The following is a 25479-nucleotide window of genomic DNA, read 5'->3' on the forward strand; positions in this document are numbered from 1 at the left end:
CCGCCCGGCTCGGGCACCGTCCCGCGTGTTGTAATAGGAGAACAAACATTATGGTGTTTCTGACACGGCGCGTAACCTTCAGCGCCGCACATCGCCTCTGGAGTAACGATCTCAGCGACGAAGAGAATTACGCCATCTATGATAAATGCGCCAACCCCAACGGGCATGGACATAACTATACGCTGGAAGTCACCGTGCAAGGTCAGCCGGACCCAAAAACTGGCATGATCATCAATCTGACAGATCTCAAGCGCATCGTCAATGAACAGGTTGTTGACTGGGTCGATCATAAGCATCTCAACCATGATGTTCCCTGGCTTGAAGGAGTAATCCCCACCACCGAAATGCTGGTTATCAAGTTCTGGGAGCGCCTGGAGAGCGCCTTTCCCGCGCATATGCTCTATGAAGTCACACTGCACGAAACTGAGAATAACGTTGCCACCTACCGAGGTCCCGCATGCGAATAGCCCTGATCGCCCCACTTGTTACCCCTATCGCACAGCCCTTCGTGGGTGGTGCACAGGCGTTAGTCGCTGAACTGGCCACCGGCCTTCATCGAGATGGTCATCAGGTGACGCTCTTTGCCCGCGAGGGTTCCATCCTTCCCGATATCGTGATCGAACAGATCGCTGTGCCCGAGAGCGTGGTTCCAGCCCGCTTCTCGGGTCCGCCTCAGGAGCGCCCTGCTGACGCGGGATTCTTCGCACAGGCCAATCTCTTCCTTGACCTTTTTTTGCGCCTCAAACAGCGGCAGCATGAATTTGATCTGGTTCACGCGCACGCCTTCGACTGGCCCGCCTTCGCCTGTAGTACGTTACTGGATCAAATTCCGGTGGTCCATACCATACATCTGCCTGCCGTCACACCAGAGATCAACGACTGTCTGCGTGTCCTCAACCAACAGGGTCATCCTCTAACGCTGGTCACCGTATCGCAGGCCTGTGCGCAAAGCTATGCTGACTATACCCCATTTGATCGCGTGATCTACAACGGGCTGAACCTCTCGGCGATTCCCTATCAAGAAGAGGTCGCCACCGACGCCCCTCTGCTCTTTGCCGGACGGATTACACCTGAGAAGGGTGTAGAAGATGCCATTGCGATCGCCGAACAGGCTGGTGTGCGCCTGCTCCTTGCCGGAGGCATCTATGATGAGGACTACTATCAGCAGCGCATCAAGCCCCGAATCCAGGGGAACCAGGTCCACTATCTGGGTCAGCTACCGCATGCGGATCTGTGGCGTCTGATGGGGCAAGCGCGGGCCCTCCTGTTCCCGATCTCCTGGGAAGAGCCGTTCGGGCTGGCCGCCGTAGAAGCGATGGCAACAGGCACACCTATCATCGCGTATCAGCGCGGGGCAGCTGCCGAAGTGCTGGCCAATGGAGAAACAGGCTTCCTGGTCACGCCCGGCGATATCGCGGGAGCCGTAAAAGCGGTGCACAACCTCCATACCCTCTCGCGGGCCCGGTGTCGCGCTCACGTGGAGCGTCACTTCTCTTTGCAGAGCATGCTCACCGCTTACGAGCAGCTCTATTACTCGCTATGCCCCAAAGCATAGCCCCACATCGTCTTGAATGATATACTGAAAAACATCCACCCGGAGATCACCACGTGATCGTATCCAACCAGAAATTATGATGCCCATTTATACATATGGTGGTAGAAGAAGAGGCACCATAAAAGAAGGAGATTTGCCGTTATGACCGATCCTCGTGTACAGAAACTGGCTAAGATCATGGTCCATTACTCGCTGGAATTGCAGCCCGGAGACCGCTTTCGTCTGAGCGGATCTATTGCCAGCTTGCCCCTGTTGCGCGAAGTCTATCGCGAAGCAGTCAGAGCAGGAGCAGAGGTTAGCACGCGCATTGAGGTCGAGGATTTCGCTTCGATTTTTCTGCAAGAGGCCAGCGACGAGCTGTTGACCACGGTCCCCGAACTTGCCAAATATGAGCTTGAATATTTCAACAAGACGCTCCACATCAGCGCCTCCGAAAACATCTACACCCTCAGCGGCGTCGATCCCAAACGCATAACCCTTCGTAGCCGCGCCACACGTGAACTGGGCAAGCGCAATATGGAGCGAGCCGCCACTGGAGAGCTACGCTGGTGTCTGACACGCTTCCCGACACAGGGACACGCAATGGCAGCCGGAATGGCCTTGAGCGAGTATGAGGAGTTCGTATACGGAGCAGGCAAGCTCAACGAAGAGGATCCCATTGCCGCCTGGAAAAAGGTCAGCCAGGAACAGCAGCGCATTGTCGACTATCTCAATCAGCACGATGTCATTCATATCGAGGCTCCCGGAACTGATCTGACCTACCGGGTCAAGGGGCGCACCTGGATCAGTGCCGATGGCAAGGTGAACTTCCCGGATGGCGAGGTTTTCACCGGCCCAATTGAGGATTCGGTCAATGGTGTGGTCACCTTCAGCTATCCCGCTATCTATCAGGGAAACGAGGTCGAGAATGTGCGCCTTGTCTTTAAAGATGGCAAAGTGATTGAGAGCAGCGCTGATCGTGGCCTGGACTTCCTGAACACCATGCTGGATATGGACGAGGGTTCCCGCTTTGTGGGTGAGGTTGCCATTGGCACAAACTATGACATTCAGCGCTTTACAAAGGACATCCTCTTTGACGAAAAGCTTGGCGGCACGATGCACATGGCGCTCGGTCAATCCTATCCTGATACCGGTGGCAAGAACGAATCCGGGTTGCATTGGGATATGATCTGTGATCTACGGCAGGGACGCATCACCGCAGATGGTGAGCTCTTCTATGAGAACGGAAAGTTCCTGATCTAAACAAACAGGCGGCGGTTCAGAACCCGTCGCCTTCTTTCTTGCCTCCATATTCAGACTGCACTCACGCAGCCAGACACGCTAGAAGATGGGCAGGTACCGATCAATTTCCCAACCATGCACCTGCTCGCGATACTCGGTCCACTCAATACTTTTGGCATCAATAAAGCCTTCATAAATGGAGTCGCCGAGCGTCTCGCGAATCAGCGAATCACTACGCAGGGCGTCAAGCGCCTCGCCAAGCGTCGCAGGTAGTAGACGCGCACGTGGACGGAGGCGCCCCCCCTCATCCTGCAAGAAAAGGTTCTCTTCCATTGGTCCCGGCAGATCCAGCTTCCGCTGAATGCCATCGAGTCCGGCCCGCAGCATCACCGCAAAGGCCAGATAGGGGTTACAGCTCGGGTCGGCGCAGCGCAGCTCAATGCGCATAGAGGTCTCGGGATCCTTGCTCAAATGCGGCACCCGGATGAGCGCCTGCCGATTGATTCGGCCCCAATTAATCAAGACCGGAGCCTCATAGCCGCGCACCAATCGCTTATAGGAGTTGACCAGCGGCGCCAGAATCGCGCACATAGCCGGAGCGTGCGCCAATTGCCCGGCGATAAAATAGCGTCCGATCTGCGACAGCCCATACTCGGCCTGCATATCCACAAAGGCGTTTTTCCCCGTCTCCTTTGAGATCAGTTGTTGATGCGTGTGCAATCCAGACCCATTGATCCCGAAGAAGGGCTTGGGCAAAAAGGTTGCGTAAAGGTTATATTGCGACGCGATCGCCTTGAGCACATACTTGGCAGTCATCAGGCCATCAGCGATATGCAGGGCATCCGCAATCTCAAAGTCGAGCTCATGCTGTCCCTCGGCCACTTCATGGTGACTGGCCTCGATCGTAAAACCCATCTTTTGCAGGGCTCGCACCATCTGGCGGCGTACCACCGTTGCCAGATCGGTCGAAAGGTCAAAGTAGCTTCCGCGATCATGGGGTAACGGCGTTGGCGTCTTGCCTTCAAAACGTAACAGGAAGAATTCCAGCTCGGGGGAAACACGATAAAAGAAACCCATCTCCTGCGCGAGTTGGAGCGCCTGCATCAGTGTCGCCCGAGAATCACCGTCAAAGCGTTCTCCTTCCGGCGTACGCACTTCACAGATTACCCGCGCCACCACATCACTGGCGCTCAGTTCTTCATCTGGTGTGGCCTCTATCGTCGGCACCGGACGCACCTTATCCGGCAGCACGGCGAAGGTGCTGAGATCCGGGAAGAGATACATATCGCTTTCGGCCACCCGCGCAAACGCTTCAAGAGAGGAGCCATCGAACCATTTCCCGTAACGGACACTATTAACAAACTGCTCCACGGGAATCGTCACACATTTTGCCATGCCGACAATATCTGTAAATTCAAGATTCACAAAGCGCACGCGCTCGTGCTCAATGGTTGCCATCACTTTCTCATACATACTTAAACCCTGTTCACCGGCCATTGTTCAAGCTCCTCCCTGCGAGCTCTCCAACTGCTGCCAACCCCGACAGCGCTCGTCTCTTCTCTCGTTTTTGTACAGGTTTCAACGGTTATCATTCCTGGTGAGTGCCATTGTTGCATGCATTGTCAGTGCTGTCAAGAAAAAAGCCAAACAGGGGAACAATCTTTTACCTGCCTCCATTATAAGCTCACCTCAGAGCCAAAAAGCGCTATACTGGAAGCAGACAAGGACAGATTACAGGAAAAGAGGGAAAAGATGACAGAGCGTCGCACCAGAATCATACGTCTTGTTATCGTCGTCAGTCTGATCGTGCTGGTTGTCGGAGGGCTACTGGTCTATGTCCGGTTCAATGCACTCCGTTCCTGGATCTTTGGCTCCAGCCGGGTCAGCGGTATGCCGGGCGCCACCACACTTACCCTGCCACCAGGCTTTCAGGCCTCTATCTTTGCCGACGGGCTCTCAGCTCCACGATTTCTGGCCTTCGGTCCAGATGGCACGCTCTTTGTCGCCGAAAGCGGGGCGGATCAGGTTACAGCGCTCCCGGACCCACACCATACCGGCAAGGCCACACGCCATGTTGTGGTGGCCTCGGGGCTCGATAGTCCGACCAGCCTCGCGTTTCACCAGAATGAGCTCTACATAGGTGAAACGTCAAAGATCACGCGCCTGCTTCTCGGGTCGGGCTACCGGGGAATACAGCAACGCGTGATTATCCCGGACCTACCAGCAACAGGTAATCATACCACGCGAACGGTCCTGATTGGGCCAGACAATGCCCTCTATGTCTCTATCGGGTCCAGTTGCAATAACTGCGTGGAGCAGGATAAGCGCCGCGCATCGGTCTGGCGCTATGCCCTCGACGGCAGCCAGGGGCGGCTCTATGCCGATGGTCTACGGAACGCTGTTGGCATGGCTATCAATCCCTGGAACCAGCAAATCTGGGTCACCAATAATGGGCGCGATCTGCTCGGGGATGACACGCCGCCCGAGACGGTCTATGCGCTACAAGATGGCGGCCACTACGGCTGGCCTTACTGCCACGCGGGCGACATTCCTGATCCCGAACTGGGAAAACCCGACTCCTGTCACGGAATCATCAAGCCATTGCTGAAAATGCAGGCTCATTCCGCACCGTTAGGGCTCGCCTTCTACAGACAACAGGCTTTCCCCGAACACTATCATGGGCTCTATATCGCTTTTCATGGCTCCTGGAACCGCAGTGTACCCACCGGCTATAAGGTCGTCTTTGTGCCGCTGAACGCACAGGGCAACGTGGCCGGACCAGCCCAGGACTTCGCGACAGGATGGTTACAGCAGAACGCAGCGACAGGTAGGCCGGTCGGGCTGGCCGTGGGTCCCGATGGGGCATTATACGTAAGCGATGACAAAGCAGGGTTGATCTACCGCATCGTCGCTACTCAACAGGGATCCGCTGCAATGCCTCCTGCACCGTATAGGGTCTGACTCCGGTCAGTCCCTTCATCAAGCGAATATCAAGCGACGTATTCTTCGGCATAGTGCTATCAGCGGGCATCATGCTTGCACTGAGCCCCTCACAGGGAACCTGCAACGTCTGCATCGCGGTATGGTAGAAATCATAGACCGACATCGCAACCCCGCCGACATGCACGACGCCAATATAGTTGGAAAGCGTAATCTGGGCGATCGCTTCCGCCGCCTGATTGACGTCGAGCGGGCTTTTGATCATATCTTTAAAAAAGGTGAAATGCTCTCCTGCAAGTAAACCAGCACGCACCCGTGCCAGGCGCCGATCAAGCTCGGCATGGGCATAACCGAAGAGATAACTAGGACGAATAATACAGTAGTCGTCACAGAACTCTCTGACACGTTCCTCGAAAAATTGCAGGTTCTTGCCATAGGGTGTAATCGGGTGCGGTACATCCGTCTCGGTATACATGCCTGATCGGCCATCAAAAATACCGTCGCTGGAGATATAGATCACTCTGCGCTCACGGCAGGCATGAACCAGCTTACCCACGCGCAACCGAAACAGGCGACTATCAACGACGGGATCCTGCGCCACATAGGCGACATTCATAGCGATCACCACAATGTCAGCCTGGCAGAGGCTGAGCAACGGAGTCAGATCGTCCGTCCAGAAGTCGTACTGAAGCGACGAGGGGAAAAGCGCGCCTTGCCGATGGGTGGGAAATACGGCGACATCCCGCTGCAAACGCACGGTCAGAGTGCGTCCAAGATAGCCATTTGAGCCAAGTAGAACAACATTGCAATCCTTTTTCATAAGTCTCTATCCTGACGAGATATGAGGACGGCGCAGAAAAGGCCGCAGTATCGCTTCTCCAGGTGAACGGGAAGCGATACTGTACGCACACTTGAGATCACAGGCTCATTGCTGATGGCTTTATTTCAGCCTCAGCAACTGCTCAAGACTCATCCTCACCGCTAGAAAGGCAAGGTATCGCCAACCAGTTCATCACGGGAGAGCGGGCCGACAGCGGCAACGGTCAGCGGATTCAACGGAGAGTAACGCTGTAAGACCTGCATAACCTGATCGGCGGTGACAGCGTCAATCGCATCTTTCACCTCATGTACCGTTCTGACCTTGCGCTCATACCACCATGAACGGGCAATCGCGCCCATACGGGAACCAGAGCCCTCGCTGCGCATGACGTTTTCACTCTTCAACTGCACCTTTGCGCGTTCCAGCTCGTCAGCAGTAATGCCGTCCTGCTCCAATTTGCGCAACTCATTTACAATCACCTGAAGACACTCACGTCCCTGTTCTGGCGTGGTTCCGGCATAGATGCGCAGGGCCCCGATATGCCTGTTGCCTGCCAGGCTGGCGGAGACGCCGTAGACCAGACCGCGCTTCTCACGCACCTCGACAAAGAGGCGTGAAGCCATATTGCCACCGAGGACCTCAGCGAGAATCATTGCCGCATAGTAATCAGGATCGGTATAATTAGGGAATGGGCACAGCATACAGATATGTTCCTGCTTGCCCTCCTGTCGATCAAGCACAATCGCATTTTGCGGTCTTGGGGTTTGTTTTGCGACGGCGCTTGCCTGACCGCTCCAATCGCCGAAAAGCGTCTCCATCTGGGCAACGACATGATCCCAGTCAAACTTACCGGCAATTGCAAACAGCACATTATCGGGCTGATAACGCTCGCGCCAGAACTCCTGCAAATCCTGTTTCTGCAACGCCCGTACACTCTCGTTGGTACCAAGCATGGGGCGGCCAAGTGATGTCCCTTCATAGAACTTTGAGCGCACCAGTTCAAAGATGCGGCTCATGGGCTCATCATCGCGGCGGCGAATCTCTTGCAGAATAATATTGCGCATCTGCTCTAACTCATTGCGCGGAAAAGTCGGCGTGAGCAAGACATCACGCAAGAGTGCCAGCGTATCATCAAACTTATTGTGCACAATCTGCGCCCAGATCTGGGAGATTTCCAGGCTGGTGCTTACCCCTTTGCGTGCTCCAAGCGACTCAAAGGCTTCGTTAAGTGCACGGGCATCACGCTGCTTAGTGCCCTGAAGCAGCATATATTCAAACAGATGAGCCAGCCCATATTTTTCGGCAGGCTCATGGATCACCGCAGCATTGAGTTGAAAGCCGAGCGTAATTGAGCTCAGGCTTGGCATATATTGCCCGATTAATTCAATCCCGTTTGGGAGCCGGTGGAAGAAATAATTCGGGGGAAGCGTCTGATTACTCATTCTATACAAACATCCTTTCTGAGCAAGGCTGGTCATGCACGCGAAATTAAGCTCAGTATACCACAATACATTCATTCCAGCGTACATGGAACTGCCGGCCACACCCGGACCGGTTTCTGTCCTTCAGGACAGGGCCCAAATACTCTGCATCAGCTATACTGAGAATACTTCTTCTCCGTGTAGCGTTTTTGGCCAGCCACCCTACTATTCAAAGGAGTCTTATGTCTGCCAATCACTCATCTACCAATACATCCGTATCTGAGCATATGCAAAGCGGGTTACCTACCATTCCAGATACCCCGGTCTGGCGCAATCGCACACTACTGGCTATATCACTCGCTGTATGCGTCACGTATATCGGTTTGAGTATGGTGACACCGATTCGTGTGCTCTATGCAGAACAGCAGGGGGCCTCTCTTACCATTATCTCTATGATGGCGAATGCCTTTCTGATCTCAAATTTCGCCTTCCAGTTCCCTGCCGGCTGGCTTTCAGATAAACTCGGACACAAGCGTCTGATGATTATTGGCCTGATCCTACAGGCGATATTAACCATCATCTATCTGGTTATTACAGACCCGATCCTCTTTATTGTCCTTCGCTTCCTCGAAGGCATGGTTGGAGCCGCAGTCGCTCCGGCAGGCCGCGCAATGGTCATCGAAGCCGTACCGGAGCACCAGCGGGGTGAGGCCTTTGGCATATTTGGAGCGGCTTTGAATGTAGGCTTTCTGCTTGGTCCCGGACTTGGCGGCTTGCTTGGATATACCAATACCTTTATTGGTTCGGTTGTCACTCGCCTGATCGGTCTGGTGCTGATTATCACGCTGGTCAAAAGCGGGATATCCCACAAAATCACACAAACAAAGCAGAAAACAAAGCTTCCGCTGCATATGCTCTTCCCGCTCGGACTGATCGGCGCATATGTGATTGCCTTTGGTGATTACCTCTTCCTGGGTTTCGATCAGACTGTTATGCCGATCTGGCTGCATAATGATCTGGGGGCGACGGTGACGGTAGTAGGAATCATTTATATGCTCTGGTCGGTGCCAAACATCATTCTCTCGCCACTGGGGGGCAGACTTGCTGATCGCTTGAGCCGCAAGTGGATCATTCTTGTGGGCGGCCTGCTTCAAGTGCCGCTCTATATGGCATATGGGTTGGCAAACAGCGCCACCCTGGTTGGTATCCTCTTCGTCATTCACGGGGCAGTCTATGGCCTGATGCTTCCAGCCCTTGACGCTCACGTCGCGACATCCTCAACAGCCAACACCAGAGCGCAGATTCAGGGCCTCTATAATATGTTCGGCTTTATGGGGGCATTCGTTGGTAGCACTCTATTCCTGCCGCTCTATCATCTGAACTTCCGGCTGCCACTCGTCGTGAACGGGATTGGCTACGGCATCAGCATTCTTATCGGTTGTCTTATCATCTTTGCCAGTCAGCGCAAACGCGCCTGAACCCCTCAAACGCGGCGCACTGCTTCGCCTCCCGGGCGAAGTAGCTGCGTCTGCTACTCCCCGGAGGCAAACACAACCGAAATATCGTCAAGTGTATACCGGGTGTTACAGAGCCGATTGAGTCCCTGTACAATTGCTTGCGCATCCTCGCGCGTAGTCGGCCTGCCAACATACATAGCCCAGACCAGCAACACCTCAATTTCACTGGCACGCGCAAGGTCATTAATGCTCACATGGTGCCGCTCTAAGAGCAGGCGCAAAGAGGGCCTCTGTGCCTGAAGCGCCAGGCGGCGCTGGAAACTATCCAGCAACTGCATCACGGTCCGCTGCTCCTGCGTTATTTGTTCCTGTGTGGCAAGATAGCGGGGATATGCGAGGATCGCAACGCCAAGTGCAATGATTTCGCTATGGGTTGCCGTGAAAGATACCAGAGTCTCTTCACGTTTCATCATATACCGTCCTTTGTCACATGAATCGTCTTTTTCTCTCCTCTTTTTCCCATGCAACCGAACAGAGAATGTCCCGGCAAAAGTGCTACATGCACATTACTCCTTATTTCAACTTTCGCCAATGCACGCAATTATTATAATGAAAAGAACTTTCACCCTTATATGAGCAAACATCTATTGAAATACAGCAGAGCATGGTTTAGACTTTATCAGAAAAGGAAGCGTTGTAGTGCAGGGTAGGTGGCGATTATGACAAAAACAGACTACTACTGGTGGCATACGTATGGGCCGTTTGACCCGGGAGAAGGGCAATTTCCGCATATCGGTCAGGTTATCAAGCATTACCGTAAGCTCCGGGGCTGGGAACAGGAAGAGCTGGCCCGCATCCTCGGCTGGTCACTGCGCTATATCAAGATGCTGGAAAGCCCAAAAAACAAGAAGATGCCCGAACTTATCCCGCGCCGGGTGCGGATCAGCAGAGCCTTGAACATTCCCCCGGTTCTACTCGGGCTCTCAACAATCGCGTTGCTTGAGCAGCAGCCGGAGCCGCTCACCGAGGTGATAACTGGAGATCTGATGGCAGATGAGAAGATCATCACCTTTTACGAGAACTTGCTTGCACTAAGCTGGGACTTTTACTATAGCAGCAGCGTTCAGCGGGCTGCCTGTACAATCGATCTCTGCTTTTCCAGCCTGAGGAGAAGAGTGGAGAGCGCCAGAGGGGTCTGTAAAGATCAGTTTGAAGCGCTTCTCTGTCGTTTCTATCAGCTCTATTCACTGCTTGAGCGCGACCGCCTGCATATTGATGAGGCATTAGCCTACGAGAATCAGGCTATCGAGATCGCCTTTCACCTCAGAAACACCGAACTTATCGCGGCCTCATTGTTACGCCGCGCCCGCATCTATATCCAGAGCCGACAATTCGAGCCTGCATATCAGGATGCCATGCAGGCTCTCCCCTATGCCGACCTCTCACGCGATCCTCTGAAAGGGAAAGTCTATCAGATCGCCGGTGAAGCGCAAGCATACCTTGCGGGCAAGAGCGAACGCCTTCAGGAAAGGAGCCTGACCTATTTCAACACCGCCGGACATATCGTACGAAAGGGCAGACTCGAACCGGATGGGAGCTTCGTTCGCCTTGATATCACCAGCCTGTATATCGAACGAGCGAAAGCATTGACCCTCTTCGGTCGCTATGATGAGGCTGCACACGCTTTGCTGGTAGCACGCAAGGGGCTGAAGCCAGGCTTGCCGCGCTGGCAGATAAATCTGCTGCTGGAAGAGGCACGTGTCCATTACGCGCTACAACAGTACAGTGATTGCGCGCTCTTTTTGTTACGGGCCCTGAAAATTGTGCGCGCGCTGGACCTGCCGATGAAAGAGGAGCGGATCAGGAGTACATTCTTGCAATGCAAAGAGCAAGCACCCAATGAACCACATGTCTTCGCCCTGGAGCAGGCGCTTACCCAGAAGAAATAGAGGAGGGCTCTTGCTCCTCCTCTACCCGTTTAGAGTGAGTGCTGCGCGACATTGAAGATAATCTGGTCAATCATCTGTTCAATCGGGGCAAGGTCGTCAGTAAAGTAGACGTGTGCCTGCTTCTCTTCTCGCAGCTTCCCGGTCACCAACGCCTGATAGGCAATCTCTTTGAGCAGGGGATTATCAACCAGCATGGTGTTCTTCTGGAAGTTGCCCAGATTGGTTTTCGCGTTTGTCCCGATAATCAGACTATTGGTAAAACGCAGTGTATCCACAATATAGACGTTTGAGAATACGGTCTTCATATTCTGGGCCATCGCGTTGACCAGCCGGAAATCATCATTTGTGCGTCCGACGTTAATCACCGCCACGCCATTGGGAGTCAGATGAGAACGAACCGTAGAGAAAAACTCAGTCGAGGTCAACTGAAAGGGGATATAGGGCTGTTGATACGCGTCAATACCAATCACATCATACTTATTTGTGGTGGACTCAAGAAAATAGCGACCATCCTGCACAATCACATTGGTATTCGTCTCGCCCAGATGGAAATATTTCTCGCCCATATCGACGATCTTTTGATCGATCTCAACGCCGTCAATGGCAACGGATTTGTATGCCTCGGAGAAGCCCCGGGCAGAGGTTCCACCACCCAGACCGATAATGCAGACCTTTTTGACCTGATCGGGACTGAACGAATTATTGAAAAAGGGCGCGATTAAAAAATAATCCCAGGGACCGCCTCCCTCCGTCGTCACGCGCTTTGGGTTATAGATGGAATGCACCCCCAATCCTTCATTAAGAATCAACTGGGTTTCTTCTCCTACCTGCACCACCTGAATATAGTTATAGCCCGATTCGTGCTCCTCAAGTAGCTTGCCTCCAATATTGCCATTATCGTCGATCCCACTGGCAGGTTTGATGTTGCCCTGAGATGCCAGAAAAGCACCCCCTAGAGGCAACAACAACAAGATTGAGAGGAAGCGCGCCTTCTCAGCAGGGCTCTTTTGCTGCGGCTTCACAGAGAACAGCAGGCCGATGATCGAGACCAGCAACAGGGCGGCAGCCATGATAATGAAGGTCATCGCGGTGCCATAATTCGGGATCAGCACAAGCACTGGGAGGAAGGTGCCCAGAATGCTGCCGGCGGTCGAAATCGCATAGAGCAAACCGGCGATGCGTCCCGATTTGCCAACCTGATCGACGCTCAACCGAATCGCGAACGGCGAAACACAGCCAAGCAAGACCATCGGCAGCAAGAAGAGCAGAATAACCGAAACCAGCGAGCCATAGAAGACGCCGACCGAGTAGGTGGCAAAAGCCGACAGCGACCAGTGCAAAATAGGCCGGGATAGCGGCGGGATCAAGGCAACCAGCAATGATGCAAGCGCGGTTATCCCATAGAGAACAGTGGGCCGGGGGAAGCGATCCGCAAGGCGACCACCTACATAATAGCCCACTGTCAGGTACAGCAGGATCAGGCCAATCAGGTTCGCCCAGACAAAGAGCGATGTCCCGAAGTAAGGGGCCAACAAACGTGAGGCGGCCATCTCAACGCCCAGAGAGACACCGCCAGAGACAAAGACCAGCAAGATAACCAGCCAGCTCTGCGCTGGACGGCCGGCAGCCTGCGCGGGTGGCGCACTGGTTTCTTGAATCTCTTGTGGACTTGGGGTAGCGGTAGACATAACGAGAAACTCACTTTCCAGTACCGGAAGTCGTTTTTGTTCAAAAAAACAAAGCAAGAGCCATGTTGAAAACGAGTAACATTATCACGTAATGTAGACAATATGGCATAGCTTGTCAAATCATATTCACGGTAGCGGATGCGCGGGTAGAATGCGGCTCAGTACCTGCTTCTGCATCTCTTTTGCTTCCTGACAGAGAATTCCGTATTTCTCCGGCCCCAGTTTCTGCTCAACAGCCTTTAAGAACTTTTCCAGCACGACAACAGAGGTATCCTGAACCTTCTTGCGAATACGAAGCGCCGTCAGGAGAATCGCCAGCGCCTCCTTAAATTGCTTCTGCTGATAGAGCAACATTCCCAGGTTGGTCAGCACCATACCAGCACTTTCGGGCGCATTGGTCTCGTTAATAATATCCAGAGCCTCGATATAGCATTGATAGGCCTGATCGAAATCCTTAATCTGGTGATAGAGCAGCCCCATATTGTGCAAGATCACACACTGTACCTGTCGATCGCTCCCCGCATTCAACTGACTGGCTGCCTCAAAGCAATTCAGCGCATGCTCAAGGTCACGGGCCAGACGAAACATCTCGCCCTGATTGACCAGCGTCGCGACCTCTCCCTTGCGGTCCCCGATACGACGCTGCAACGATAGCGCCTGTTCAAAGTACGACTGACTCTGCGGAAACTCACCCAGACGAGCATAGAGCATCGCCACATAACTGGCGACAATCCCCTGATCGCGGGCCGCAATATCACCAAAGGGAGGCAACAGCGATGTATATATGCCTATCAATGTATTCCAGGCTCCCCACTGGATCAAGTTTTCGTGCAATCCTTCGGCAAACAGCAGATCACAGGCCTCCTGCCAGAACCCACCAAGACAGAGGTGACGCACCGCCGCAATCAGTGGCTCAACATCGTGCATCTTCTGGCGCTTCCCTTTCGGTGGATACGCGGTTCGCGCCAGTTCCTGATAATAGGTGGCCACACGTTTATGGCCCGCCGCAATCGCGCTGCGAACCCCATCGGAACCGCTGGGCACCTGAGATAGCGGAGACGTAATGCCATACGCGGTCAGGCTCTCTCCTCGCCGTTGTGGATTGGAATCCAGGAAGTTTTCAAACATATACTGACGCAGCAGGGAATGCAGCATATAGCAGGGAGTCCCGAAGCGATCAGTCGAACACTGCACCAGTGAGAGCTGCACCAGCGTATCCAACTCTTTCTCAAACAGCAGATACTGCGAGCTCTGTTTCTGGATCTGATTGTTCCCGGTAACAATCGCAATCAACGCCTGAAGCGGGACTGGCTGATAGAACAGACTCAAGGCCTGAAAGAGCGCAAACTGCGTCGGATTCAGAAAGTGATACAGCGTTGCGATAAGCTGCATCGTTACGTCACCGCTCCACAGCGGACGATAATCCGGAGAATTGAGCAGATAGCTGACGGAAATACCACTGAGCTGGACCACGGCGTTAAACAGCACCAGCGAGAAGATATGCCCGGTACAGCGCTGCCAGATCAGAGACAATTCCTCGGGGGAAGCCCTCAGCCCACGCTCATGCAGCAGTCCAAGCCCCTCAGGAATACTGATCCGTGAGATCAGGCATGAGCGCACCCGGGGAATTTCCAGGCGCTCATCAAAAGGCGATTGATAACTGGTCAGAATAATGCGGCTCGTCCCGATGTCCTGCTGCAACATTTCAAGGAACAGCGGTAACATCCCGCGTCCCCCCCCGCTTTGACTGGTATCCGAGTACAGCAGCGCCTCAAACTGATCCAGAATCACCAGCGCACTTTCTTGTGGACGCCGTAACGCCTGCAACAGCACCTGGATCTGCTCAGCAGGCCGAAGCAGCACAAAATCCTCAACAGGATACTCCAGGCCCTGGAGAATTGCCGCAATCATATCAGGGATGGTGGTAAACGGACTGAGACCAAGCCAGACCAGATAGCGAGGAGCTGGAAGACCGGAACGCTTCGAGAGCTCAAAGCCATTGTAGAGGAGTGCAGCCAGCGTCGACTTTCCGGCCCCGGGATTCCCGGTGAGCACCACTGAGCTGGTCTCCGTATCGCTGACCATACGCAGGAGAATATGGACCTCGTCGGCACGCTGCATCGTCATTGGAGGATCTGTCGCGGGTGGCTTTGTTGCAATAATGCCAAAAGGAGTCAGAGACACAAGCTGCTCGTGCAGGCTTGTCTGTGCCTGTTCAATAAGCTGATTTGTTGGAAGAATTATATCACGATCCGTCTTCACAACTTGCTCCGTTATGCAGTGAGTTGACACCCCACTCGTTACAAGAGTACTCCCAGAAAAACTCTGGTACATGCAAATATAGCATACTCTTCTTTGTCAAAAAAACCTGAGAGAGTAGCCTGATTGTGCTATACTCTATGCATCCAGAAAAACAATATTTTCATGCTCAGCTTGTTTCTACAGAAACTGATTCAGAGATCCAACACCCGATGCATTTCAACGTAAGTCAATATACAATAAAATAGACTCAGAGAACAGCCTTGCGAGACAAAGCACTACTATCGAGCGGATTCAGTAGAATAGAGGGGTAGCCATTGTTACGAATCATCTATATGGGGACACCACAGTTTGCCGTCCCCGCACTGGAAGCATTAGTACAACACTCGGCTCCGGGCAAACTGCTCCCGGAAGGCTATGAGATTGCCACCGTCATCACCCGGCCCGACAAACCAGCAGGCCGCGGACGAGGGATTCTCTTCTCTCCGGTCAAGCAAGCCGCGCTCGCTCATCATCTTCCGGTCTGGCAGCCTGGCTCGTTCAAGAAAGCAGCGAACCGGGAAGAGCTGGCCGCCTATAAAGCCGATCTCTATATTGTCGCCGCCTTCGGCCAGATTCTGCCACAGGCCGTCTTAGATCAGCCCCGCTATGGCACACTCAATATTCATGCCTCGCTGCTCCCCAAATATCGGGGCGCAGACCCTATAGCGGAGTCCATTTTACAGGGAGACACAGAGACCGGCGTCTCGATCATGCTCCTGGATGCGGGCATCGATACCGGGCCGGTGCTGCTGCGCAGATCTATTCCTATCGCCGAAGACGACACCACTGGAACCCTGACGGGCAAGCTGGCAGAGCTCGGCGCGAAGGCCCTGCTTGAGGCCCTGCCCCGCTGGATCGCAGGTGAGATTCAGCCAGAGCCACAGGACGAAGAGCGAGCCTCCCATACGCGCATGTTGCAGAAAGAGGATGGCCTGATTGACTGGACGAAGCCAGCCGGAGTTATTGCCCGCCAGGTACGCGCTTATTCACCCTGGCCGGGGACCTATACCTACTGGCGCGGCAAACTGCTCAAAATCCATGCCGCGAAAGCCGTCGCGCTTGAGCCTGCCAAGCCTGTTCCTCCCGGAACGGTTGCCGTTCGAGAGGAGGCAGGCCATGTCTATATGGGCGTGGTAACCGGGAGCAGCTATCTGCTTATCAAGCAGTTACAACTGGAGGGCAAAAAGGCAATGAGCACCGAAGAGTTTCTGCGGGGCTATCGGCAGATCGTCGGGGAGGTACTGGGAGCACCTTCACAGGCCTGATGTGGTATAGAAGCAGGGAGGCACGGAAAGCACAAAGCTTCCGTACCTCCTGATGTTTCAGCTTGCGTTACGCACCACTGACGCCATACTGCGCCATGAGCTGCGTAAACTCGGCATGTGTCTTTGCGAAATGGGACTTCCCTGTTTTGTCAGCAAAGAAGTAGTAGTAGTCGGTATCGGGTCGCTCAGCGACCGCTTTCAGACTTGCCAGTCCCGGGCTACAGATCGGTGTTGGCGGCAAGCCTGCCTGCGTATAGGTATTGTACGGGCTATCAGGGTAGACATTCCCGCCGCTATCCTGTAACGGCGTCCAGTATTTCGCTGGCTTTTCCTGATTATCACGCGCATACTGTACCGTCGGGTCGGCCTGTAGCAGTTTACCAATCTCTGGATTCACCTTGTAGAGCCGGTTCCAGTAAACGCTGGCGATATTCGGGCGATCTTCCTCCACTTTTCCGGTCTCGCGCTCCACAACCGAGGCCAGTGTCACTAGATCATACAGCGACATTTGATGCTGCTTCGCCAGCGCTTCCAGCTTGTTCTCTTGCAAGACTTCGGTCGTCTTCGTTATCATGCGTTGGATCACCACGCGGGCATCAGCATCAACAGGGATCTCATAGATAGCCGGGAACAGGAAGCCTTCCATGCTATCGCTTTGCTGGCTGATCTGTTTCAGCAGAGGATATTTCCCATAATCAGGAAAGCTCTTGATATTGTGGGCATATTTCAGGAATTCGTCCTTCTTGAAATTCACCAGCACTGGACTGGATTGTGCAACCGCATTTGCTATCTCTTCGAGGCGATATCCCTCTTTCACCAGAACCTGGGTTGCATCAGGCTGCGCATTCATAAATTCGTCGATAATCTTATCAATTGTCATACTTGAATTGAGTTTATTATAGACGCCCGCCTGTAGTTTTCCGTCTAACCCCCGCACCCGCGACCACAGGCGAAAAGCAAAGGCATTCTTAATAATGCCATTTTTCTCCAGCTTTTCAGCGATATCGGCTGTTGTTTCCCCCGGCTTAACAGTGATTGACACAGTTTTGGCATTCTTTGCATCACTCACAGGAAGAAATACAGCCGTTACCGTCGACCAGGCATAATAGAGACCGATAAAGATAATTACTGCCACCAGGATAATGGAGATAACAGCAGCCTTTGATCCTCCAGGTCGTTTCATAGTTCCTTTTCCTCTTGTTTGCTACTCCGCAGAGAGTCCAGATATTCTTGCAGGATCACAGTAGCCGCCAGAGCATCCAGCTCATGCCCTCTCTGGCGAGACTTCCGGGAGTGTGATTGGCCCGAACGTCGCGGCTTTCTGCCCGCACCACTTGGCCGATGCAGCAAAAGACGTTCGGCCTCTACGGTCGAGAGTCGTTCGTCCCAGAATGAAACGGGGAGGGATATGTGTGCTTTCAGGCGCTCAGCAAACGCCAGAATGCGCTCTCCCTGAGCATGAATAGCGCCATCCAGACTCACGGGAAGGCCAACAACGATCCCTTCCGCCTCTGTTTCGTCAACGATCTGTTGTAATGCCGTCCACAACTGTTTTTCACTGCGAGGGACATGGAGTGTCGTATAGGGTGAAGCCAGCAGGCCGGTGGCATCACTGACAGCCACACCAATGCGCACCTCACCCACATCTAATGCGAGTAATCGAGTCATAAAGAGAAAAACCTTTGTGCCGTTTTGGTTTCTGTTCTCCGCTTCCTCACAGGCAGGGACAGGCTGTATGGTAAGCTTATGACAGCTTTATAACCATACTACGTCCTGTTCCAAATGATAGTTACGGTTTCGGCTTCAATGGTACTAGAGCGGGTTTCAGATGAACATGAATATTCGGTTGAAAATAGGAAATCCTCGGGAAAAATGTCGGCTGAATCGTTACCTCCGTTTTCTGAAGGTACTGCCGATATTTTGCCTGTAAAAGCGACTGTGCTTCTTCAACCGATTTTCCAGAAACGAGCTTCTGTACATCCTCCTGCTGAATGGGTGGAACAGCTTTCCCCGCAGCAGTAAATTCAAGGGCCAGATTGGAGCCTTCACCCGCGGTCTTCAAGCCTTTGATGTCAACATCCTGTGCAAGCTCTTCGTTTATAGTATACCCTTTGAGCGATTGGTCTTTTTCAGCCTGGAGTGAAACATTGAGCGCTTTCATTGTAGCATCTTGTAACGACTTTGCCCGCACCACCATTACTGTTACACTAACGCGTACCAGCGCGCGGAAAGAGCCATCACCATTCACAACGCTATCCACTTGCGGCGCATTCACCAGCGTCGTTGTAGATGCCGGTTTCCCGATAACATCCTGTTCAGAGGTCTTCTGTTTTTGGAGCCAGTCCTTCACAGTGGTGTTCAGTAGCTCATCCTGAAGCTTCTTCGTCACCTTCTCGCGGTCAGCTTGCGTTACCGCCTTCGCCATACCGGCGCCTCCCCCTTTAATCTCGGCAGCATTGATGACCTGAATCCGAAGATCCGATACATTCATGTTGCTCTTTTTCGCGATCTGCGCTTTACTCTCATCGGGAATAACCGTGACCGTACGAGCCGGGGTGTTGCCCGTTTCACCGGCCTTGATCGCCACCACATCAACGGTGATAGAGGGAACGTCGCTTCCCTGCGGACTGAGTGTCAGTTCGGCAGTTGTCTTATATTGTTTCTCGCCATTTTCGGTCTCAATGCGGGTTCCAGAAGGGATGGTGACATACCCCGTCCCGTTATTGGTGAAGGTGACGCTTCCGGTCGCAACATTGGTATCAACTTTCCTGGAGCCAGTCGCAACGCCGGTGCCCTCACCGGTAAAGGTATTTTTCAGCACATCGGCGGGAACCCCAATCGCTCCGGTCGGTCCCTGTTGATCGTGGGGATAAGCTGTCAGTTTGACCGCGTGGCTGTAGTCGCGCAGGTTCACCAGTAACGTGATATCAGTAGCAGGTACGAAGAAAGCCAGAGAGCCAAGCGCCAGAATGAACAGAAGAATGATACTGAACATCAGGACGGGGAAGCGCCTGCGCTGGCGCGCTTGCTTTCGTACAGAACTGGCACGCGAGATGGGTTCCAGTTTGCGCGAGGTTGGACGCCCTTTGCGGGTCATGGGACGCAGAGCCCCCGAAAGATCGGTGCGCTCCATCTCCGGGCGAGCAGTCCGCGGGGTAATGGAAGGCTGACGATTCAAGGCCCGCGATGTGCGTGAGTGTTGGCGTGGCGGGACTGCCCGCGGCGGCTCTTCCTCGATTAGCGGCACGCCCTCTTCCTCTTCCAGCGGCTCACGCGGTGTGAGAGGAAGCGAGCGGCGATTTTGACGAGGTGCCATCGGCTCTTTTTTGCGAGGCCGTTCCCGTTGTACAGGCGCTTCTGGAAATATATCAATTGTCTCGGCCTCCGAAATATCCTGCTTGGCTGAACGAGAGGGACGTTCAATCCGGGTCGGAGCCTCTTCAAGCGGGTAGTCCTCTTCCACAGGAAAAATATCCATCGGGACACCGGCCCGCTGCTCATTGCGCTGTGAGAACGTGGTATCATCCAGATACTCAAACGGATCTTCAGAGGCGGGTGTTGAGGGAGATGCAGGGTATGCGGAAAGCACCTCGTCCTCATCGACCGGGGTAGACCCCGGCTGGCTGCTCATCGCGGCCTGACGAATATCTTGCGATATATGATAATCCTCGATTAGTAGATCAGGCTCCTCATCAATCTGTTCGGGCGTCAGGGGCCGAATCGGAGGCGTGATCTCTCGCTGTTTGTTCTCATACGAGGGCAGCGGATCTTCCTGAATTTCAAAGGGAGATTCATCAAACGCAGCACCGGAGAAGGGCAGGGGACGAGACGCCTCTTTCGCGGGACGACGTGAGTTCCAGGGTTCACGGCGCTCTGGAGGGGCCTTGCGCACAGGACGGTTTTCGGCAGGTGCTTTTCGCGTGCCCACAGAGCGACCTTTATTCAGAGAAGAGGTCCGCCCGGTCCTGCTTCCTCCCTGTAAGGGCTTTGATCGCTCAATGGGTGCCGCCTCCAAAGAGTTCGCCACCCGGAACTTGACGGCCTGTGCAACCGAACGGATCTGAGGATCGGAACTGATAATCAGAACATCTTTGCCCATCTCACGAGCACGGGCATGCAGGAGCTTCCAGGCCACATGGCTCCGTAGCTGCGTCTGCGCAGGAATGACCATGATTACCCTACGAGATTCTATATGTTCAAGGCGTTCTCTGACGCTGGTTAAGTCGTCTTCTGGTCCTATGTAAATCGTCTGCTCGTCACTCATAGCCCTAAAAACCCCAATCAAAGTACAGGTTCGAGAACTACCACAAAACGCAGCCAGATTTGACCGGGCGAGCCTCCTGCATACCCGTTTAGATGTGCATGCGATCTATCACATTGTCCAGGGCATTCTCAAGCACAGAGTTCTCATTCTGAAGTTCCACCGCCTGAAATGCAAGCGCCATCGGTGTGATATCCTGAGCATCCTGCAACAGTCCTTGTGGATCAAGAATATGGTTTACCATCTCCGGCAGCACAGTACGCACAATCGGCTGACGCGAGAACGGAAGCCGCTCCGTCCAGGGGAATGCTTCTAGCTTTCGCTGGATATCAGAGAGCGCGGAACCACCGCCAACAACATAGATGGCAGGTGGGAGAAGCTCCCCTTTTGACAGCTCCTCAACCAGCAATTCGACGCTATCCATCCATGTTTCACATTCCGGCTCTAGAATCGTGCGAATCTCTTCAACAGCACTCCCCTTCATCTCACCACTACTATAGCTTAACTTTAAACGTTCTGCATCTTTCAACGAGATGCCCTTACTATTTGCAATTCGGCGCGTAAACGTGCGCCCCCCAAGCGCAAACATGCGCGTCTCTTCAATGCCTCCCTGTCGTACCAGGGCAATATCAGTGGTACCTCCACCAATATCAATAAAAATCGCGCCGCTATCTGTGCCTGCATTCATGCTTAAACAACGGGCCAGAGCATAGGGTTCCGCGACAATCGCGATCAGCGAGAGATCTAACCCCTGAGCCACCGCTTCAAGCGCCCCCAGTTGCATCAGCGGCGCAAAGGCACTGAAGAGCGTCAACGAGAAGTAGCGACCAGGGAAGCCGATCGGATTGGTAACGGTCTGCCCATCAATGCGCACCGAGATCACTGCGGCATTGGTCAGGCGGACCTCAACATTGCTCAGCCCGGTTTCAGCGGCAATACGCGCTTTCGCGTTCTTCAAAAGCTTTTTTTGTGCCGACACAATCAGTTGTTCCAGCTCTTCCCGTGTAATCGGCCTGGTTGGGTGCTGGCGGGTTACACTGACGTGGGTCGATGCTCCTTTGACCAGTTCGCCAGCGATGCCAATCACCGCCGCCGGGGCCATCGTCCCCGCCGACTTCTCAGCCCGTAAGAGAGCTTCATTACAGTTCGCAATGACGCCCTGAATATCTGTCACTATACCATCAGCCATATGAGAATAGCTCTGCGGATACCGACCGACCCCCAGAACCTCTGCATGGTCTCCCTGTACCTCAATAATCATGGCTTTAGCATAGGCCGTCCCAACATCAAGAGCGGTAAAGAGCTGACTCTGCCCGGTATTCAGAGCCTCATCATACCCTACTTCTGTTTCGCTATAATAGCCGTCCGCGTCGGAACCTCGTGTAAACAGCTTCTTGAGCCAACCTTGAAAGAGATCCATCATTGCACGTTCCCGTTTTTATTGCTTTTCGCCCTGTAGTGGCGGGAGATCCCTGCTCTCGCCTGCAACCCTTTCTTGCGGGCTGCTCCTTTGGAACAGGCCACAGACGCAAGAGAGAGGGCGAGCGCTTCAGGAAGCCGCTGGCTTCGCACAGGCAAGCGGAAAAACAGATGATGCCCGGTCTATTGTCAGCATTATGCACGTTACTTTATAACACAAAAATAGCGCTTGTGGCAAAGAGTGATAATACACGTTGCGGCAACAAGAGAGAGCATTGTGTAAACTACATCCCTGCGCCTGTGGGGAAAGCGACAAAAGCGAAACCAGTTCCCTCCTTGTTCCTGACACGAACGAACGGGGGAAAGGGAGTCAGATGACTCCCCTTCACAACGTGCCTCGCTTGATTATTTAAGATTCTCTTTCACCAGGACAGGGACAAGATCAAGCGCAGCCCCCATCTCAGCCTTATTCTTGCCACCACCCTGCGCGGAATCTGGACGACCGCCGCCCTTGCCGCCGAGGCGCTGGCCCACTGCCGCAGCAAGTTTCCCGGCGTGCAGTCCGCGCTTTGTCAGAACCGGGTCAACGCTCGCCTGAATCGCGACACGCTCACCGAAGGCCGCCGCAACAACAACAACAGCGGGCTGATTGAGCTTCGCTCGCACCATATCGCCCATCTCGCGCAAGACTTTATCGTTAGCAACCTGCGCCACCGCAGCCACCACCGGCACACCGGACACATCCTGAGCCCGGCTCGCCAGCGTTTCGGCCTGCTGCTGCGCCGCCTCACGCTGATACTGCTCTATCTGCCGCCGAGCCGCCGCCAGATCCTGCTGAAGCTGCTCAATACGAGCTTCCAGCTTGTCGGGCTGCACCTGCAATTTGGTGGCCAGCGTATCAACCAGGGCGCTCCGCTGGCGCAAGTAGGCCTCCGCCGCGCGTCCGGTCAGAGCTTCAATGCGCCGGACACCAGCCGCAACGCTGCCCTCCTGAACGGTGACAAAGATGCCAATCTGGCCGGTAGAGGCACAGTGCGTGCCGCCACATAGCTCTTTACTGCTTCCCATCGAGACAACACGTACAACGTCGTCATACTTTTCGCCAAAGAGCGCCATTGCACCCGTCTGCATCGCTTCCTGTAAAGGCATTACATTTATATGAACGGGATAATCGGCGCGAATCCAACGATTAACCTGGGCATCAACCTGAGCAATCTCAGACGGAGTCAGCGGACGCGGAGAGCTAAAGTCAAAGCGAAGCCGCTCGGGTTCGACCAGCGATCCACGCTGCTCAACCTGCGGACCGAGCAAATCACGCAACGCCTTATGCAACAGGTGAGTCGCGCTGTGGTTGCGCATCGTGTCTTCACGACGATCCCCGATCACGGATGCCTGCACCTCATCACCCACACGCAAATGGCCTTCGGTCAGCTTTCCATAGTGAACAATCAGCCCCTTGATCGGACGGCGCGTATCCTGCACTTCAAAGAGTCCCATCGGCCCCTGAATGGTGCCCCGGTCACCGATCTGGCCTCCACTTTCCGCGTAGAATGGTGTCGAGTCAAGAATCAGGAGCGCCTGTTGTGGAGCACTGATATCCTCGGCCTCCTGGCTATCTACGACCAGCGCCAGTACCTTTCCATTCCCGGCCACACCCTGATATCCGGTAAACTCGGTCGGGCCGTGGCGCTGTAAGATCTCGGTCAGCACCCGATCATCCTGCTTCTGAACGAACTGGCTGGCGGCACGGCTGCGCTCCTGCTGCCGCTGCATCGCCTCTTCAAAGCCAGCGGTATCGATCGTGAAGCCCTGCTCAGCGGCGATTTCCTGGGTCAGTTCCACCGGGAAACCATGGGTGTCATAGAGCTTGAAGACCTGCTCACCGGGGATGACCCGCTCCTGCTTCTTGTTCAGCTCGGTCAGCAGCTCATTCAGCAACTGCAAACCGGTATTAAGCGTCTGGCTGAACTTCTTCTCTTCCATGCTCAGCACTTCAACGATCCGATCACGCTTCTGCCGCAGCTCGGTATAGTAGTCGCCAAGCAAATTGATAACGGTATCAGCCGCGATCGAGAGGAAAGGCTTATCCAGCCCGAGCAGCTTGCCGTGTCGCACAGCGCGACGCAGCACGCGTCGGAAGATATAGCCACGCCCTTCGTTACTGGGAAGCACGCCATCAGCCGCCAGAAAGACCAGCGCCCGAGCATGGTCAGCAATCACACGCAGCGAGACATCAGTCTTCGGATCTTTGCCGTACTCGGTTCCGGTCAACCCGGCAAAGTGATCGATAATCGGGCGATACAGGTCTGTCTCAAAGACAGACTCACGTCCCTGTAGCACCATCGTCAGGCGCTCAAGACCCATGCCGGTATCAATATTCTTGCGAGGCAAAGGCTCCCGGGTTCCGTCGAAATCCTGATAATACTGCATAAAGACAAGGTTCCAGATTTCGAGGAAGCGTTCGCAGTCACAGCCAGGCTTACAATCAGGCCGTCCACAACCATGTTCGGGACCACGATCATAATAGATCTCAGAGTCAGGACCACAGGGACCGGATGCTCCCGGAGGGCCCCACCAGTTGTCCTCAAGGCGCACGATGGTCTCATCGGGAATTCCGCTCACTTCGGTCCAGATAGCGGGGGCCTCATCATCTTCAGGGTGGACAGTCGGATACAACTTATCAGCGGGCAGACCAAGCACCTTTGTCAGGAATTCCCAGGCAAAGGTGATTGCCTCACGCTTGAAGTAGTCACCAACAGAGAAGTTACCGAGCATCTCAAAGAATGTCAGCGTCCGCTGATTGCCAACAATATCGATGTCGGTTGTACGAAAACATTTCTGCGCCGAGGTCAGCCGTGTCGCCGGAGGAGTCTCACGTCCCAGAAAGTACGGAATCATCTGTTGCATCCCGGCCGTGGTGAGCAACACGGTGGGATCATTATGAGGGACAAGAGAGGAACTGGGGACCTTGACATGACCTTTACTGACAAAGAAATCAAGAAATCGCGCTCGAATCTCAGCGCCTGTTAGTGTTGTATTGACAGACACAGCAACCCTCCTCAAAATGGTAGGAGCATCTTTTTTCTGACGGATCTTCCTTGCTTTATTGGTCTCAATCCTCAGCAGCCTCAAATGCAAGCCTCAGGAGTCTTCTAAGGCTGCTGCAAGCCTCAACCACGATA

The 25479-nt window shown here is 54.0% G+C and carries 18 protein-coding genes; 7 read left to right on the forward strand and 11 right to left on the reverse strand.

Going from position 1 to position 25479, the window contains the following annotated elements; translation table 11 throughout:
• The first annotated feature begins 50 nt into the window (after positions 1-50).
• The 3 genes from KTH_RS20975 (at position 51) to KTH_RS20985 (ending at position 2797) form a co-directional block, all read left to right on the forward strand.
• Entirely contained in the window at positions 51-467 is a 417-nt protein-coding gene (locus KTH_RS20975; RefSeq protein WP_111324160.1) for a 6-carboxytetrahydropterin synthase, read from the forward strand.
• Positions 458-1555, forward strand: coding sequence for a glycosyltransferase family 4 protein (locus tag KTH_RS20980; RefSeq protein ID WP_111324159.1), 1098 nt, complete (start codon positions 458-460; stop codon positions 1553-1555). The genes KTH_RS20975 and KTH_RS20980 overlap by 10 nt, the downstream gene beginning before the upstream one ends.
• Before the next feature lie 141 nt (positions 1556-1696).
• Positions 1697-2797 (forward strand): aminopeptidase, encoded by a 1101-nt coding sequence (locus tag KTH_RS20985; protein WP_111324158.1) that lies wholly within the window; start codon positions 1697-1699, stop codon positions 2795-2797.
• A 78-nt stretch (positions 2798-2875) separates the two neighbouring features.
• On the opposite strand, the gene KTH_RS20990 is transcribed toward KTH_RS20985, so the two are convergent.
• A complete protein-coding gene (locus KTH_RS20990) occupies positions 2876-4273 on the reverse strand; it encodes a glutamine synthetase family protein (RefSeq protein ID WP_111324157.1) in 1398 nt (465 codons plus the stop codon).
• A 255-nt stretch (positions 4274-4528) separates the two neighbouring features.
• On the opposite strand from KTH_RS20990, the gene KTH_RS20995 reads away from it, so the two are divergent.
• Complete coding sequence (locus tag KTH_RS20995; protein ID WP_497620908.1) at positions 4529-5737, forward strand: PQQ-dependent sugar dehydrogenase; 1209 nt, start codon at positions 4529-4531, stop codon at positions 5735-5737.
• Here KTH_RS20995 and KTH_RS21000 read toward each other — a convergent pair.
• Both KTH_RS21000 and KTH_RS21005 read right to left on the reverse strand, forming a co-directional pair.
• On the reverse strand, positions 5688-6536 hold the full coding sequence (locus KTH_RS21000; protein ID WP_111324155.1) for a sugar nucleotide-binding protein: 849 nt from the start codon (positions 6534-6536) through the stop codon (positions 5688-5690). The two genes, KTH_RS20995 and KTH_RS21000, sit on opposite strands and share 50 nt — an antisense overlap.
• 161 nt (positions 6537-6697) lie before the next feature.
• On the reverse strand, positions 6698-7978 hold the full coding sequence (locus KTH_RS21005) for a M16 family metallopeptidase (protein WP_170142744.1): 1281 nt from the start codon (positions 7976-7978) through the stop codon (positions 6698-6700).
• Positions 7979-8199: 221 nt separating this feature from the next.
• Between KTH_RS21005 and KTH_RS21010 the strand changes: the two genes are divergently transcribed.
• Positions 8200-9435 (forward strand): MFS transporter, encoded by a 1236-nt coding sequence (locus tag KTH_RS21010; RefSeq protein ID WP_497620910.1) that lies wholly within the window; start codon positions 8200-8202, stop codon positions 9433-9435.
• Between the two features lie 53 nt (positions 9436-9488).
• On the opposite strand, the gene KTH_RS21015 is transcribed toward KTH_RS21010, so the two are convergent.
• Positions 9489-9887, reverse strand: coding sequence for a hypothetical protein (locus KTH_RS21015; RefSeq protein ID WP_497620912.1), 399 nt, complete (start codon positions 9885-9887; stop codon positions 9489-9491).
• A gap of 246 nt (positions 9888-10133) precedes the next feature.
• On the opposite strand from KTH_RS21015, the gene KTH_RS21020 reads away from it, so the two are divergent.
• On the forward strand, positions 10134-11363 hold the full coding sequence (locus tag KTH_RS21020; RefSeq protein WP_111324151.1) for a helix-turn-helix domain-containing protein: 1230 nt from the start codon (positions 10134-10136) through the stop codon (positions 11361-11363).
• Between the two features lie 29 nt (positions 11364-11392).
• Here KTH_RS21020 and KTH_RS21025 read toward each other — a convergent pair whose 3' ends face one another.
• On the reverse strand, positions 11393-13051 hold the full coding sequence (locus KTH_RS21025; RefSeq protein ID WP_111324150.1) for a spermidine synthase: 1659 nt from the start codon (positions 13049-13051) through the stop codon (positions 11393-11395).
• A 126-nt stretch (positions 13052-13177) separates the two neighbouring features.
• Positions 13178-15313, reverse strand: a complete 2136-nt coding sequence (locus KTH_RS21030) for a tetratricopeptide repeat protein (RefSeq protein ID WP_497620915.1) — start codon at positions 15311-15313, stop codon at positions 13178-13180.
• A 314-nt stretch (positions 15314-15627) separates the two neighbouring features.
• Here KTH_RS21030 and fmt point away from each other — a divergent pair, with 314 nt between their 5' ends.
• On the forward strand, positions 15628-16617 hold the full coding sequence (gene fmt, locus KTH_RS21035; protein ID WP_211326249.1) for a methionyl-tRNA formyltransferase: 990 nt from the start codon (positions 15628-15630) through the stop codon (positions 16615-16617).
• A 67-nt stretch (positions 16618-16684) separates the two neighbouring features.
• On the opposite strand, the gene mltG is transcribed toward fmt, so the two are convergent.
• The 5 genes from mltG to alaS all read right to left on the reverse strand — a co-directional run bounded on the left by mltG (position 16685) and on the right by alaS (position 25345).
• Positions 16685-17800, reverse strand: a complete 1116-nt coding sequence (mltG, locus tag KTH_RS21040; RefSeq protein WP_497620917.1) for an endolytic transglycosylase MltG — start codon at positions 17798-17800, stop codon at positions 16685-16687.
• Complete coding sequence (gene ruvX, locus KTH_RS21045; RefSeq protein WP_111324147.1) at positions 17797-18285, reverse strand: Holliday junction resolvase RuvX; 489 nt, start codon at positions 18283-18285, stop codon at positions 17797-17799. Before ruvX ends, mltG begins: the two co-directional genes overlap by 4 nt.
• A 121-nt stretch (positions 18286-18406) precedes the next feature.
• Positions 18407-20881, reverse strand: coding sequence for a baseplate J/gp47 family protein (locus KTH_RS21050; RefSeq protein WP_497620920.1), 2475 nt, complete (start codon positions 20879-20881; stop codon positions 18407-18409).
• An 88-nt stretch (positions 20882-20969) separates the two neighbouring features.
• Complete coding sequence (locus tag KTH_RS21055; RefSeq protein ID WP_497620921.1) at positions 20970-22301, reverse strand: cell division FtsA domain-containing protein; 1332 nt, start codon at positions 22299-22301, stop codon at positions 20970-20972.
• Between the two features lie 401 nt (positions 22302-22702).
• A complete protein-coding gene (gene alaS, locus KTH_RS21060; protein ID WP_497620923.1) occupies positions 22703-25345 on the reverse strand; it encodes an alanine--tRNA ligase in 2643 nt (880 codons plus the stop codon).
• Between the last annotated feature and the right edge of the window lie 134 nt (positions 25346-25479).

This window comes from Thermosporothrix sp. COM3 (assembly GCF_059696735.1).